The following is a 14,624-nucleotide window of genomic DNA, read 5'->3' as shown; positions in this document are numbered from 1 at the left end:
CTTAGCACGATGAGAAAGTCGAGAAGCGGATTCTACAAACATTTGCCGCCTAGATGGCATCTCCTTTACGTGCGACCTCGAATCGGAAGCGGCTTCCCTGCGTCACTTCGGCTCTCGGCGTGATCTTCATTGGCGTCTCTGCAACGAAGGCACCATCGCGCAACGTCAGCCTTTCGTCGACCAGGTTCGCCAAGCCTTCGAGCCGATGCGTAATCAGGATCACCGTACGCCCCTCCATCAAATGCGCCAGTGCACGGTATAGCGATCGTGCCGTTGCCGCATCCAGCCCCTCGGTCGGTTCGTCCATTACCAGAATCGGACGGTCTGCCAGCAAGGCACGCGCGATTGCAACTCGCCGCGCTTGCCCACCCGACAGCAACACGCCGCCCTCGCCCAACCAGGTATGCAAGCCCTCGGGCAGGCTGTTCAGCATCGGCTCCAGCTGGGCCGCGACGATGACGTCGCGAATCTGCTCGGTGGTTGCGTCGGGCCGTGCGACCAGGAGATTGTCGAGCAGCGTGCCATTAAAAATATGCGTCCGTTGTTCGACTACCGCGATCAGCTCACGCACGGCATCGCCGGCAAGCGCGTCCACCGCGCGATCCCCCACGCGTATCTGCCCTTTTTGAATCGGGTAGAAACGCAGCAAGGCGCCGATCAAACTGCTTTTCCCCGCACCCGAGGGACCGACGATCGCGATCCGGTGCCCCGCAGGCACGTCCAGATTCACGCCACGTAGCGCCCACCCTGCCGCCTCGTGCTTTGCAAAAGCGTGCCCGACATCTGACGCGCCGAAAGACGCCGCGGTATTTTCGGGATAGCGCAGCCAGACATCGCGAAACTGGATATCCACTGCAGCGGGCCGGGACGCATCGATCATCGGCAAGCCCCCCGATTCCGACGATTCCTCAACCGCCGGCGTCGCATCGATCAACGCGAACACGCGTCCCGCCGATACCAGCGTGGCGCCAAGCTGGCTGATCGCTTCAGGCAGACTGGCCAACACGTCGAACTGCGCCAAGGCCAGCAACACGACCATCGATAACTGCGCCGCGCCAAGGTGGTGCTGATCCAACTCGCGCGCCGCCAGGAGAAAGCTCGCAATCGTGGTCCACTGTGCAGCCAGCGCCACGACCGCACTGCCACCGGCTTGCAAGCGATCCAATTGGGCACGGCGACGACCATGCTCTGAAGTAAGCGCCGCAATGCGCGCCGCATGACGGCACTCACCGCCGTAGAGCCGCAATTCGGCCGCACCCAGTAAGGCGTCGCTGGTCAACGTTCTGAGCGTCGTTTCAAGCTCGACCACCGCTACCGATGCGGCGGCACTCCGGCGGGCGAGCCAGATTGGCAAAGCGACTGCCACGAGCAACACCATCGCGACGCTGACCACCGCCACCGGCCACACGAAGCAGGCAAGTACGATGGTCACCAGCGGCAGGGAGATCGCGGCAACGAGGATCGGCAAGAGGACTGCCAGATAGGCATGCTCGAGTCGATCGACATCGGCACGCAAGCGCGAAAAAAGCGCGGCATGACCGAGAAAGCCGGTCCGCGCAGGCGCCAACGGCAACAAGCGCCTAAAGAGCCAGACCCGCAAATGACTCACCACACGCAGCGTGACATCGTGATTAATAAGCCGCTCCGCATAGCGGCCCACCGTACGCACGATCGCCGCGCCACGAATGACTGCAGCAGGCACGAAATAATTCATGCTGACGCCCGCAACGCCGGCTAGACCCATGCTGGCGAGAAACCACCCGGACATGCCCATCAAGCCGATGCCGGCAATGGCAGCCACGCTGGAAAGCAAGACGCCCACGACCATCCGCTTGCGGTAGGGCGTGAACAGTGTCAGCACGCGCCAGAACACATGCCAGGACGTCGCGGCGTTCGAATTCATTTGCGTCCTGGCTTGCATCGCTTGCGTTTTCATAGCACACCATCCGCTTCCAGCAAGCTGGCGTAGAGACCATCCGCTTGTTTCAATTCCGCAGGGCTGCCTTGTTGCACGACGCGTCCCGCATCGAGCACTACGACGTGGTCGGCGCGCTCGGCCAGCGCCATCCTATGCCCCACCTGAATAATCGTCCGTCCGTCTGCCGCGCGTTGCGCCAGTACTTGATTGATGACATCTATGGACGCCGGATCCAACTGCTGCGTCGGCTCATCGAGGATCAATACAGGCGCATCTCGTAATAAGGCGCGCGCCAGGGCGATTCGCTGTGCTTCGCCACCCGACAAGCCGTAACCATGCTCGCCCAGCGGCGTCTCCCAGCCACGCGGCAAGCACGCGATGATCGGATCCAATGCGGCACGAGACGCTGCGGCCCGCAGCGCGGCGTCGTCGGCATCGGGCATCGCAATCAGGATGTTTTCTCGCAAGCTGCCAGCAAACAACCGCGGACGTTGTGGCACCCAACTGATTTGTCGATGCCACATCGCGCTATCGATCTGCGTCAGCGCAACGCCATCGACGAGCACGCTCCCTAGCTGAGGCTGCTCCAATCCCAATAACAGTTGCAGCAACGTGCTTTTTCCCGCACCGCTCGGGCCGATGATCGCTGTCGTTCGGCCGGCGGGGAAAGTCGCGCTGACATCGTGCAGCGCACCGCGTGCTTCGGCATAGCAGAAGCTGACATTCGCCAATGACACCGTTGGCGCTTTATTCTGGGATGCCATGGCGGAACACGCCGACCGTGGACTGTCGTTTGCTGATTCCGGCGTTTTTTCCGCCGATGCCTCCGACGAAATCGGCGTCTCCAGCAAGAGACGAACATCTGTGGCGATCGCCATAGCGTCCATCTTCACATGACGCAGAGCACCCAGGCCACGCAGCGGCAGGTAGAATTCAGGCGCCAGCAACAGCACGAACATCGCGTGCGAAAACACCTGCTGGCCCCAGTACAAGCGAAAGCCGATCAATACCGCCACCACGGCGATACTGACCGTCGCAAAAAACTCCAGTACGAACGACGAGAGAAACGCCACGCGCAGCACCTGCATCGTGCCGCGTCGGTAGGTTTCGCTGCCGGTCTCCAACAACAGGCTCGCGCGCTCGCCTGCGCCGAACAAGCGCAGCGTGACCAGGCCTTGCAGCAAATCGTTGAACTGCGCGCCAAGCCTTGTCAGCACGGACCAGCGACGCTGGCTGGCGCGCTCGGCCGCATTGCCGAGCAGAATCATGAAGACCGGCACAAGAGGCGCAGTCACCAAGAGCACGACACCGGCAATCCAATCCGATGGGAAAACCGCGATCAACACGACCACCGGCAGTAATGCGGCGGAGACCATCTGCGGCAAGTAACGCGCGTAGTACGCTTCCAACGCTTCGGTGCCGTCTACGACCCGGGTGACCCAGACGCCACTGGATTCCCGTGCCATCCACGAAGGCCCCAAGCGCTGCAGATGGCCCAGAACGGACTGCCGAATCTCACTGACCTGCTGGCGCCCGGCGCGGAAACCGTAGTGCCGACTCACCATCGCCAAGCCGAAACGCCCTACTGCGCAGGCCGCGAACAATGCCGCCGACGATAGGAAGCGATGCCATGGCTGATGCAGAAAAGATGCCGCATACAAGTCTTGCGCGAGAATCCATGCCTGAACGCACAACAGCACTGCCGACAACGCGCTTGCGGCCATCGAGCAGCCGATCAAACCGCGCACGGACTTGGCACGCATTTTCAACCAATCGGCCGGACGTTCGATAAGTCGCTCGGTGGAAGCCATCGTACACCTCGTGATCGCGGCGAGTCAGCCGCGTGAAAAGCGTCGCGCGAGACGTCTCGCGCGAGGGACTTAGCGAGAGGTCTCGCGCTCGTCCTGGGTATCCAGCATCAAACCGGCTGCCGCGGCGATCAAGACGATGACGACCGTCCCCAGCAGCCAGGCCAGGTACCAGGCGCCCCGATCGCCCAACACGATCGCCAGCAGAATGGCCAAGCCACCGATGATCATCAATATGACGAATTGCAGAAAGATTTTCATGATCAGGTCCTTAGTAGGCGTGGTCGTCGGCGGCGACGTGATCGGCGGACACCTTGCCGCGCATCACATAGAAGCACCAGCTCGTGTACCAGATGATCAGCGGCACGAACACGACGGCAAATCCGAGCATCCAGGCGAGCGTCAATTCACTCGAACTAGCGTTCCAGATCGTCAGGCTATGCGACGGTTCGGCACTCGACGGCATCATGAACGGGAACATCGCCGCGCCAACCGAGCCGATCACGCCGGCCCACACCACCAGACCTAACCACCACGCCAGATAGCCGCGACGGGCGCCGATTGCGGCACTCCCCAGCAACAGCGCCGCTAACGCAGCGATCGGAAGCACCCACAACACCGGATGCGCCGAGAAATTCGTGAACCAGGCGCCTAACTGCGGCATGACGCTTTGCTGCAGCGGGGTTTGCACGGCGCCCGGCGTCGGGCCGCCTGTCAAGACATAGCCGGTCAACGAGTGGAGCCAGACACCGCCCAACGCAAACAGCACGAAGGAAGCCAATCCTGAAATAACGCCGGCTCGACGTGCTCGGTCCGCCATCACGCCCTCCGTACCGTTGCTGATGGTGGCCGCGCCCACATAGCACGACAGCGTGACCGACAACAGACCGCAGAGGATCGCAAACGGGTTAAACAAGGACAGGAAGCTGCCCGTGTAGTACGACGTCATGTTCCACGACAGATGAAACGGCACGCCTTGCAGTACGTTGCCGATGGCGGCGCCGAACACCAGCATCGGCACAAAACCGCTGACGAACAACATCCAGTCCCAGCCATTGCGCCAGTTCTGGCCCGGCAGCTTGCTGCGGTATTCGAAGGCGAGCGGCCGGACGATCATGCTCCACAGCAGCAGCAGCATGACGATGTAGAAGCCGGAGAACGCCGTACCGTAGATCAAGGGGAATGCGGCAAACAAGCCGCCACCGCCCAGGATGAACCAGACCTGATTGCCTTCCCAATGCGGCCCCACGACGTTCAACGCGACGCGTCGTTCGATATCGCTGCGCCCGACATATCGCAGCAAGGTGCCGACCCCCATGTCCATGCCGACCATCGCACCCACGCCGATCAACACGACGCCGACGATCAGCCACCAGACCACTTTCAATCCGAGATAGAGTTCCATCGCTTAAATCTCCGTACGGCGCGCTGCCGCGGACATACCAGCAAAACCAGGCAGCAGATCGGCAACCGGGACGTCGTGTACATGCACCTCATCCGGGCCCTGCTTGATTGCCTTCACCATCAGCGTCATTTCGATGATGATGAAGATCGTGTAAATCGAGACGAAGCCGATCAAGGAAAACACCATATAGCCGACGCTATGGGTGGACGCCGACATCCAGGTCGGCAGCACGCCGTAGACGGTCCACGGTTGGCGTCCGACCTCGGCGACGACCCAGCCGCACTCGTTCGCAAGGAAGGGCACCGGGATCAACCACGGCACGATCTTCAGGAACCAGCCGCGCTTATGCACGTCGTTGCGCACGCTGAAGATCATGGCCAGCACGAAGAAGGCGAACATCACCAGACCCAGGCCCACCATCAGGCGGAACGCCCAGAACACCGGGGCCACCGGCGGAATGGAGTCCTTCGCCGTCTGCGTGACTTGCGCCGGCGTCAGCGTGGACAGATCGTCGGTATAGCGCTGTGCCAGAAAACCGTAGCCGAGGTCGTTCTTATGTTCGTTGAACAGGGCGAGCGCGGCGCTATCCTCCGGGTGCGTCGCAAGAACTTGCAGTGCCTGTACCGCTGGAATGCCGCTGCGAACGCGGGCCTCCGCCTCTTTCTCTAGTTCGCTGATGGCCGGAACGGTGCCGGTCAACGAGTGCGTCTCGAGCAGGGACAAGACATACGGCACTTGAACGGCGCCGTAGTTCTTCTGATCCTTCTGCGATGGGAACGCGATGGCATTGAAGGACATCGGCGCGGCTTCCGGCTGCCAGATGCCTTCCATCGCGGCCAGCTTTGCGGGTTGCGCATTGCCGCCGATGAAACCGAGCGCATCGCCGAGCGTGATGACGCCAGCGGTTGCCAATACCCCGAACACGGCCGCCATGCGGAAGGATCGACGTGCCAATTCGAGATGGCGGCCACGTGCCATATAGAAGGCGCTGATGCCGCATACCGCGATAGCCGCCGTGACATAGCCGGCCACGCTGGTATGCACGAACTTCGCTTGCGCTTCATTGCTGAAGATCAAATCGCTGAAGTTCGTCAATTGCAGGCGCAGCGTGTGATAGTCGAAGGCCAAGCCATGCGGCGACTGCATGAAGCTATTCGCCACCAGAATCCACAGCGCCGACAGGTTCGAGCCAAGCGCCACCAGATAGGTCACGGCCAGATGCTTACCGCGCCCGAGACGCTCCCAGCCGAAGACCATCATGCCGATGAAGGTCGACTCCAGGAAGAATGCCATCAGGCCTTCGATCGCCAGCGGTGCACCGAAAACGTCGCCGACGAAGCTGGAATAGAACGACCAGTTCGTGCCGAACTCGAACTCCATCGTCAGGCCGGTAGCGACGCCTAGCGCAAAGTTGATGAGAAAGAGCTTGGCCCAGAACTGGGCCATTTGTTTATAGATCGGCTTGCCCGTGACGACATACACCGTCTCAATCGCCGCGAGAAAGAACGTCATGCCAAGCGTGACGGGTATGAAGAGATAGTGATATAGCGCCGTTGCCGCAAACTGTATGCGCGACAACTCGACGACTGTTGCGTTAACCATGAGCCTTGCTCCCCGAAGCCAATATTCGTTCAGCGGCCAACTTTTATCGAGAATTCATGCGACGGTCGTGAGCGGCGGTTGTATGAAAATCGAGCAGAAAGTCGCTTTCCTGTCATCCCATAAATGGACAAGCGGAGTATGGGCGCGGCAATGCGCGCAAAGCTTGATCTACATCAAGTCCGGCACCGCGGCCCATGCGACAGAACGACGCCGCGTTGCGCGGGCGACGCGTTGCTCCGAGAGCGGGTCGAGAATACTTGCCGCAACAGTCATAACTTGACGAAGGTCAACGCCGGGCAAGATCCGTTGGAAGAAGATGGCTCCGTCGAAAACGAGACCGTGTTTCTTTCAAGGGTGATCAGCGTGAAGCATCTTAAAATCGCCGCAGCCGTGCTCGGCTTACTTGCCAGTACTGCCAGCTTCGCCGATCAAGGCGACATCATTGCGCGGGTGCGAGCCGTCAGCATTCGGCCGGACGTCCATACGAGCGGCACCTTGTCCGCGCTCGGTACGTCGGTAAACGAGGCCACGGTGCCGGAAATCGATTTCACGTATATGGTCCGCAAGCATATCGGCGTGGAATTGATCCTGGGGACATCGCGCCATAAGGTGACATCAAATGCGGGCAGCTTGGGCGGCCTGAGCGTGTTGCCGCCAACTTTGACGGCGCAGTGGCACTTTAATCCGGAAGGTAAGGTGCGACCGTATGTGGGTGCGGGGGTTAACTACAGCTGGTTTTATAACGACAAGCTCAGCTATGGCGGTGAAGGCGTTGGCGTAAAGCGCAATAGCTTCGGGCCCGCGTTGCAGATTGGTGTGGACGTGCAGGTGAGCAAGCGGATCTTCGTCAATCTCGATTTGAAGAAGTTGTGGATGCGCACGGATCCGACGCTGGGAGGAGCGTCACTCGGGACATTGAAGATCGATCCGTGGGTGGTGGGCGTGGGTGTGGGGACGACGTTTTAAAAGCAATATGCTCCAGGAGCCGGCCGCATTGGACGGAACAGACTCACCTGCGGTGCAGTGCGATCTAGCGCCCAGGCTGTGCGGGGTCCATCGCGCTGATGTTTGATATCCCCATTGGATGCGCGTCGAGAAGATTCTGAGACTCATTCATTAAGGGACAGACAAATCTCGCACATGTCTTCGTGAATCCGGAACGCGACCGCTTTTTCCGGACAAACAGCACGAATGGAACTGCTTTTGGTTCGGGACTTCGTCTGCGTATGCGATAGCGCTGAGCCAGTATGTTAGCGTCGACGCTTATCATGACGATGACTGAGGCGATTATGGATATCAGCCGCGGTGGTAGCAGTATTTCTTATTATTCTCCCGAATCATCGCCGGCTACTGCTGCTGCGGAATCGCCTCCGGATTCGTCGACGTGCGTGAGACAGGCGGAACTGACCTCTCTTCCCGCAGAGCTTGCGTCACTGATTGCGACGATAGGTGGCCCCGAAGTCCGTAAGCGTTTTCGAGAGACTTCTGTGTGGTTTTGCGATGTTGCAAAGGGCACAATACGGTGCCTGGCGATTACAGATCCGCGCGCCATATCATCGCTCAAAATCAGCCGCTATCGGTCACTGAAACAGCTTATCGTCAACAACATCGGCTTCGGCCTGTCTCCTGATAGTGCTCGGACGATAGCAGAGGTGCTACGTGGTCATCGCGCACTGACGTCCCTTAATCTGCGCAACGCTTCTTTGGGATTCTGCTGGGAAAGTACGCAAGCGATAGCAGTTGCACTGAGTGAGAATGACACCCTGACCTCGATTAACCTGAGCTACAACTGGCTCGGGCCATGTCTCTCGGATTGCGTGCGTGCCATAGCAGGTGCTCTGCGTATGAACAGCAGCTTGACTTCGGTTGATTTGAGCGCGAATTATCTAGGAAGCAGTATCCAAGTCGCCGAGGCTATAGCTGGCGTACTACGCGAAAACACAAGTCTGACCTCGATCGACCTTCGCGGCAACGGATTGGCAATGCATCCTAAAGCGATATCGACCCTATCCGCTGCGCTGCGTGAAAACAGTACGTTGAAATCGGTAGATCTACGCTGGAACCAATTGGAAAAACCGGATCGAGAAAGGCTGACTGCATTGTCCCAGGAAATAGGCAAAACGATCTTGCTGTAGTGCCGACCGAGTACGCTAGCAGACTCTCAAATGCACCGTGCTGTATCGCGTTCCATCTTCCGATGGTGTGCGCCCCTGTTAGGGCGAATATTCCAACATCGAATACGTCAGCGCTGGGTCCGAGCGTTTGACTCTCGCGTGCGTGCATGTCCCAAAGACAGCGCTAGGCGTTCGAGCCCGACGGAATCAAAAAGCCCAAGCAGCTTTACGATGGATTTCGCCTAGTTCGATCAGGTCAATGTGCGGCCTTGCCTCGAGGAGTGCGTAAGCTTAAGTGGAGGGCAGTCATCGGCTTTCATCCATCACAGGAATCCACATAAGGATACTTGTAACCGGCCGCTGCGCCCGCCTATCTGACGGGAGTAACACAGGGAACCACCACTTTTAACGACGGTCATGGGGTTAGGCATTGAATCGCCCGCAATGTGATGCGGTCTGCCTCGGGGTTCTGCGAAAGCGATGTACTGGCCAGCATGCGAACACCTTCTCAGTGTTTTATTGGCTTCGCCAATCCCAATAGCGTTACTCGCGCTTCATCAAGATCGTCGGCGATGCCATCCATCGCAATGCCGATCGTTTCGGCATCGAGGGTAACCTCGCGTGAGTCGTCCACACCGGCCAAATCGGCGTGCAGGCGCAGAGTTTTAATAACGCGAAGAAGTTTGATCGAGAGCGTGTCGACGCGGTCGTAAAACGCGTCTGATTGAGCATGCAGAGGAAGTGCGGCAGGTGGGATGGTATGCATGGCGCGGTCCTTTTATGTGTGTCGACCCACCAAGTTTGAAAATGGTGGGCGAACAATGAAAGGATTAGTAGACCGAGACCAGTAATAAACCCGGCAGCCTTGCGGCTCCCTCGCAATGCCCGCCCATAGGACGTGCAACACTGCGGGAATCAATCCGAATAGATTGATTCCCTTACTGGTATTCAGGCTACTAAACCTGATCACCTTGGTTAAGGTGACCGAGCCAGGATAGCGTTCAGAGCAGCGCCGCAGCAATCAGACTAGTCTGAAAATTCGTTGGCGTCTCGGGTATTCGAGCGGCACTTCGTTTTTTGCGAATTGATGCGATGTAGGTATCTTCGTAGGACATGGAGATCGACAATGACGTCCTCGATACACACGACCTGTTGCCGACACACACATACGCGTGATTTACGACGTCCCCCGGTACTACCGGGGAGTCCAACCAGCCGCGTTTCATGCACTGACTTGTGACTACCCTGGTTTTACGTCCGGGCCACGGGCGCCGCGACTTGGTTAGTCAGCACTCTCGTTCCATAATTGCCCCCGATCCACGACCGGGCGGACCTTCGTGACCGTGCATATCACCGTGGCGTGCAGCTCTTCCGCCCTCGCATCACCAAACCGGGCTCTGATCCCCTCTTGGATCGACTCGAATAATTCCCCTGAGGTCAATATCTGGCTCGCCTGCGCATGCACGCGTGCGGCAAAATAATCTCGCGCTCGTGCTCCAGGTACGTATGCGAAAAATAGCACTGCGCTGTTCTCCAGGAGGTTCTTCAGCGAAGTGGATGCGGGATCTCTGATTTCGAACTGGATCGTGCTGTTCGACAGCATTCGTGGGGATCCCATCACCGCGATATAGGATTCTCAGTACTTATTCGCCGTCACTAACAGCTTAGGTACTGTGTTGGAGCCAGCAATCATGGACGCCGCCTGGAGTGTCTTGGTCGAAACAGGATATGACGGCTCTACATATGAAGCCGTCGCGGCGCGTGCAGAGACCAGTCGTCCAGTGATCTATCCGCGCTGCTCTGATCGAGCGAGCCTACTGCTCGCGGCGGTGCCCGATCACTTGAGAAAACAGCCCATTCATCTTCCCGATACCGGGAATCTTCGCGACGATGCGCTGGAATTCTCACGCAACACTAATCAGACCCGTGAGGATTCGACAGCACTCATCGGCGCGCAGTTGATGACGTACTTCCGCCAAACGGGATCGAGTTTTAGCGACCTGAGACAGTCGTTGAAACGAAACGGAAAAGCGGCTTTTGAAACGTTCGTCGAGCGCGGGGTCAAACGCGGAGAACTTCGCGACTTCCCGACTTGCGCCCGTGTGATCGACCTGCCATATGACCTGCTACGCCACGATATTTACATGACCTTGCGCCCGGTTTCAGAGGCTTCGATCGAAGAAATCGTGGACAAAGTTTGGATGCCGCTGCTACTAGCGTCCGATGGCGTGAAGGCGCAGTAGCGGACGGAAAGGTCGCACGCTCCGTCTAGATGCGCCATTCTCGTGGATCAATTTGGTCTTCGTTTCACGCGTCAGACTCCTCCGTAGGGTCCATTCCCAAGGTGTCGAAAAATAAATATCTAGCATTGGGTGCAAGTCTTGCTGTGTGTTCAATGGGAGTTGCGGTGCAAGTTGCCGAACTACAAGCCAGCACCCAATCTAACAAATCCACTCGATTCAGATGGAGCCAGACATGACGAAAATAGTGATCGGGGAGTTTGATTCGGAAGTCGAAGCTAAAGCAGCAATCAACAAGCTAGTGGCCGCTGACGTTTCGATGGCAAAAATTGACACTTATCCCAGCCTCACAACGCCTGAGAAAAAAGATCCGAAGTTGAGTGAAAAAGTACAGGGCGCCGAAACACCTATGTCGAAGGATGGCCCGCTAGGGCACTTTGGCGCGATCGTCGCTAAGCTTTTTCATGCCGAAGATCACAGCGAAGCCGTTTCGGGAGGGAGTGAGCCTACTAGAGAACGCACCAACAAGACGCCGATCTTCTTATCGGTTCGCGTCGACGCGACGGAGGGTGAGATAGAAAAGCTGGAATTGATTCTGGAAGGCGCGGGCGCTTCCCGCGTAGCGCATCACGACGAGTGAGTCGTTCACAGGAACAGACTGGAGCTCTATATAGTCCAACAGCAGCCAGGCAAGACCTACATTGACTTCGAGGGCCAGAGCGTGAAGATCCCGCCGACGCCACACCTCTTTAGACCTTTAATCCACGACAAAATCGGGAGCCCAAATGATCCGATAGATGCAGCCGCGAAGAAATAAAAATTTATAAATTCCATACGCTTACCAACCGCCGAATCTCAATTTGGATTTTTACCCCATACATATTCTTGCTCTGCGCGAAGGATATCTTGTCCAATTGACAGCAGAAGGTGTAGATCACTTGTATCGAGTAGTTCGCGATTGCGGCTTATCCAACTGGCAAAAAGTTCCGCGCGAGGGCTGTCTCCCATCCCATGCTGCGCCGCACCATCGAAGAGTTGCATCGCATTGATCGTTACCATTTTTAATCCTCCAGGTTGTCAGACACTAACAGACCTTAATACTTTGGCAAGCAAGGCTTTGTAACTGTGCTTGCAGTCGAGAAGACGGTGTAGTCCTGTGGGGTCTAAGGGGTAAGCTGTGACCTGTTTTCTGACGCTTAGGATACGGAAGGAAGAATCTTGTTGGCCCTCCGCCTTACGTCACGATTCCCGACGAACTTTGCGTAAAAGATCACAAGTCAGATCTACGTAGCAATCAGCAGACGATGTCTATGAGTGTCACGCCAAACGCAACAGCTTTCGACCGGTACCCGCGATAATCGACGCCTGGAACATCAAGCACAAGGCGTTCGCAGTCCGACATCGCGTGGTCTCCCTGAGAATAGACGCATCACCCGCATCGTCGCTCACGCAGCGACAAGTTGGGGTTGCATCCCACGCGACGCATCATTATTTGGAATCCATCAGCGATGATCGACGTTTCTCCCCGGGCGATCAGGTTCCTAACTCGAACACGGTACCGCCCTTTGCCCCAGCTTCCGCGATCGCGTTACACCATATATGCCTGCAAATCTTTCCGTCGGTAACTTACGCCATAAAGGGCGTTGTCATTCGAGCACGTGATTCTTTTTAGCCAGCTCCTGCGCCATGCGGTAATGCTCACGGAGCTCCGGCAGTTGCTTTGCGGCGAATGCGCGAAGGCTGCTGTTCTTGCCGTTACTCGCTTCGTTTTCAAAAGCCGCAATTGCCGTCTTGTGTCCCTCAAGCGCCACGGTTTTGATATATGCCATATTGAACGCATCACTTTGCTTATCTTTTAGGGCATTAACCATCGCGGCATCAACATTCCCCATGGGCGCACGTGCCGACAACGGGACCGCAGCTTTCAGTTTTACTGCCATAATCCGATGTTCCGACATCATTCGTTTAGCATAATTTTCAACATCAGTATTGTGTGATTTATTAAGCGCGAAATCGCCGGCCGTAATCTCGTTACTCGAAGCCATGGTCGCAGCTTGAACAAATGATTTGTCCGGCTCAGGCAAATCGTTCGCCGTCGTAGCACTGGATTCCGCGGTAGCAGCGTATCCCGACGCTGGCAAAATGGCAGCACACATTACGAACGTGGCTAGGACGGTCGGCAGATAGTTTCGGTGGATCATCGCGAGTCTCCTCTTTGTGATATTGCCCGCACGTCGGCGAAGACCGACAGTCTTCCTTAGGAAGTGCGAATCGATTTCCCTATAAGCAATGTTTGTTCCGTCGCGAATATTGATTTCATGGTTCGTGCTTTTCTAGCATGTATAGCGCGGACCATGGCCGTTCACTTACGTCCATATTTTTGACAGTGTGGACTTCCCCCGGTACGGAAAGCAGATTGAACCCTCACGCCGAGGCTAGCTCAAAGGCCTCGGGACTGATGCCTCCGCGATGACTGTGACGGCAGGTGCGAGGCAAAAGAGTGAGCGTCCATCCAGCAGATCACCGGACGCTTACCTCTAAGCCTCGCAGAGCGGCCTTTGAAGAACACCTAACGGCACGTAAGAGTTCCAAAGATTGCCAAAGCAATTACATTGCTGCGGCAGAAGTGCATTAGAATTAGTGGCCGTCGTCACCCGCCCACGAGTGCCCCCCCATGCGGACCCCTCGCATTAATCGCCCCAATCAAGCGCTACATTGGCGCGAGCCTGGATTCGCCAACGCCGAATTCCTGAGCGCAAGTTATCGCACTCATAGTTTCCCCCCGCACGCGCATGACGAGTTTGCGCTTGGCGTGATCGAGCGAGGTGCGCAGGCTTTTCTTGATGGGGACGGCAAACGTGCGGTGATGCGCCAAGGCACCATTTGCGTCATCAATCCAGGTCAATTTCATGAGGGAAGGCCTGCAGTCGACGGCGGGTGGGATTATCGAATGGCGTATCTGCCTACCTCCGACTTGGTGCGACTCCTACGGGAGTCAAACCATAAGGTTCATGGAGTCCCTCATTTCGCTGAGGTAGTAATCGACGATGTTGAAACCATGGGCCTGCTATTGGCGGCGCTTCGCTGTTCGGAATCCAACGACGCAAGCCAACTCGAAAAGACGTCTCGCCTCGTCGCTGCCATATTTCAACTGTTCAATAGGCACGCTCTGCCACCCTCGTCGGCAGCACGGGCGGATGTGGTGTCTGGTGCCGTGAAAAGAGCGAGAGAATACATTGACGCGCATGTGGTCGAAAATCCGACGCTTGATTCCATCGCTCTGGCCGCAGGAATGAGTGCCTTTCATTTGCTGCGCGAATTCAAGAGAACTGTAGGTATTGCGCCGCATGCTTACCTCGTTCAACGTCGCGCCGCGCTCGCGAAGCATCTCCTTATGCAGGGACGGCCCTTGCGCCAAGTCGCCATAGACGTCGGTTATTGCGACCAGGCGCATTTAAGCCGGGAGTTCCGGCGGTTCTTCGGCGTTCCCCCCAGCATCGCGATGCGTTAAAAATTAGCAAGATTATCCAAATCGCG

Annotated in this window: 13 protein-coding genes; 5 read left to right on the top strand and 8 right to left on the bottom strand. The window is 57.3% G+C overall.

Translation table 11 applies throughout. From position 1 onward, the window contains the following. Positions 1-49 precede the first annotated feature (49 nt). From cydC to ABEG21_RS02260, 5 genes are all read right to left on the bottom strand, one after another. Positions 50-1,936, bottom strand: a complete 1,887-nt coding sequence (cydC, locus tag ABEG21_RS02280; RefSeq protein ID WP_347555664.1) for a thiol reductant ABC exporter subunit CydC — start codon at positions 1,934-1,936, stop codon at positions 50-52. Then, the gene (gene cydD, locus ABEG21_RS02275) at positions 1,933-3,729 is read right to left on the bottom strand and encodes a thiol reductant ABC exporter subunit CydD (protein WP_347555663.1); all 1,797 of its coding nucleotides are present in this window, start codon (positions 3,727-3,729) and stop codon (positions 1,933-1,935) included. Before cydD ends, cydC begins: the two co-directional genes overlap by 4 nt. Before the next feature lie 69 nt (positions 3,730-3,798). Then, positions 3,799-3,987: a hypothetical protein gene (locus ABEG21_RS02270; RefSeq protein ID WP_347555662.1), complete on the bottom strand. Its 189-nt coding sequence runs from the start codon at positions 3,985-3,987 to the stop codon at positions 3,799-3,801. 10 nt (positions 3,988-3,997) lie between these two features. Next, positions 3,998-5,131 carry a cytochrome d ubiquinol oxidase subunit II gene (cydB, locus tag ABEG21_RS02265; protein WP_347555661.1) on the bottom strand — a complete coding sequence of 378 codons (1,134 nt, stop codon included), beginning with the start codon at positions 5,129-5,131 and terminating at the stop codon, positions 3,998-4,000. A gap of 3 nt (positions 5,132-5,134) precedes the next feature. Beyond that, positions 5,135-6,733, bottom strand: a complete 1,599-nt coding sequence (locus tag ABEG21_RS02260; RefSeq protein WP_347555660.1) for a cytochrome ubiquinol oxidase subunit I — start codon at positions 6,731-6,733, stop codon at positions 5,135-5,137. Between the two features lie 378 nt (positions 6,734-7,111). Here ABEG21_RS02260 and ABEG21_RS02255 point away from each other — a divergent pair, with 378 nt between their 5' ends. Both ABEG21_RS02255 and ABEG21_RS02250 read left to right on the top strand, forming a co-directional pair. Continuing rightward, positions 7,112-7,699, top strand: coding sequence for an OmpW family outer membrane protein (locus tag ABEG21_RS02255; protein ID WP_347556586.1), 588 nt, complete (start codon positions 7,112-7,114; stop codon positions 7,697-7,699). A gap of 302 nt (positions 7,700-8,001) precedes the next feature. Further along, complete coding sequence (locus ABEG21_RS02250) at positions 8,002-8,868, top strand: hypothetical protein (protein ID WP_347555659.1); 867 nt, start codon at positions 8,002-8,004, stop codon at positions 8,866-8,868. A gap of 487 nt (positions 8,869-9,355) precedes the next feature. Here ABEG21_RS02250 and ABEG21_RS02245 read toward each other — a convergent pair whose 3' ends face one another. Then, complete coding sequence (locus tag ABEG21_RS02245) at positions 9,356-9,613, bottom strand: hypothetical protein (RefSeq protein WP_347555658.1); 258 nt, start codon at positions 9,611-9,613, stop codon at positions 9,356-9,358. 925 nt (positions 9,614-10,538) lie between these two features. On the opposite strand from ABEG21_RS02245, the gene ABEG21_RS02240 reads away from it, so the two are divergent. Both ABEG21_RS02240 and ABEG21_RS02235 read left to right on the top strand, forming a co-directional pair. Further along, entirely contained in the window at positions 10,539-11,090 is a 552-nt protein-coding gene (locus ABEG21_RS02240; protein ID WP_347555657.1) for a TetR/AcrR family transcriptional regulator, read from the top strand. Positions 11,091-11,322: 232 nt separating this feature from the next. After that, positions 11,323-11,727: a hypothetical protein gene (locus tag ABEG21_RS02235; protein ID WP_347555656.1), complete on the top strand. Its 405-nt coding sequence runs from the start codon at positions 11,323-11,325 to the stop codon at positions 11,725-11,727. A gap of 215 nt (positions 11,728-11,942) precedes the next feature. On the opposite strand, the gene ABEG21_RS02230 is transcribed toward ABEG21_RS02235, so the two are convergent. Then, positions 11,943-12,146 (bottom strand): hypothetical protein, encoded by a 204-nt coding sequence (locus ABEG21_RS02230; protein WP_347555655.1) that lies wholly within the window; start codon positions 12,144-12,146, stop codon positions 11,943-11,945. 587 nt (positions 12,147-12,733) lie between these two features. Beyond that, on the bottom strand, positions 12,734-13,288 hold the full coding sequence (locus tag ABEG21_RS02225; protein ID WP_347555654.1) for a DUF4142 domain-containing protein: 555 nt from the start codon (positions 13,286-13,288) through the stop codon (positions 12,734-12,736). 473 nt (positions 13,289-13,761) lie between these two features. On the opposite strand from ABEG21_RS02225, the gene ABEG21_RS02220 reads away from it, so the two are divergent. Further along, the gene (locus ABEG21_RS02220) at positions 13,762-14,598 is read left to right on the top strand and encodes an AraC family transcriptional regulator (protein WP_347555653.1); all 837 of its coding nucleotides are present in this window, start codon (positions 13,762-13,764) and stop codon (positions 14,596-14,598) included. Positions 14,599-14,624: the final 26 nt, after the last annotated feature.

The sequence above is a fragment of the Robbsia sp. KACC 23696 genome, from assembly GCF_039852015.1.
Lineage (GTDB): Bacteria > Pseudomonadota > Gammaproteobacteria > Burkholderiales > Burkholderiaceae > Robbsia.
The sequence above is the reverse complement of the archived record's forward strand: the minus strand, read 5'-3'. Positions and strand labels throughout refer to the sequence as shown.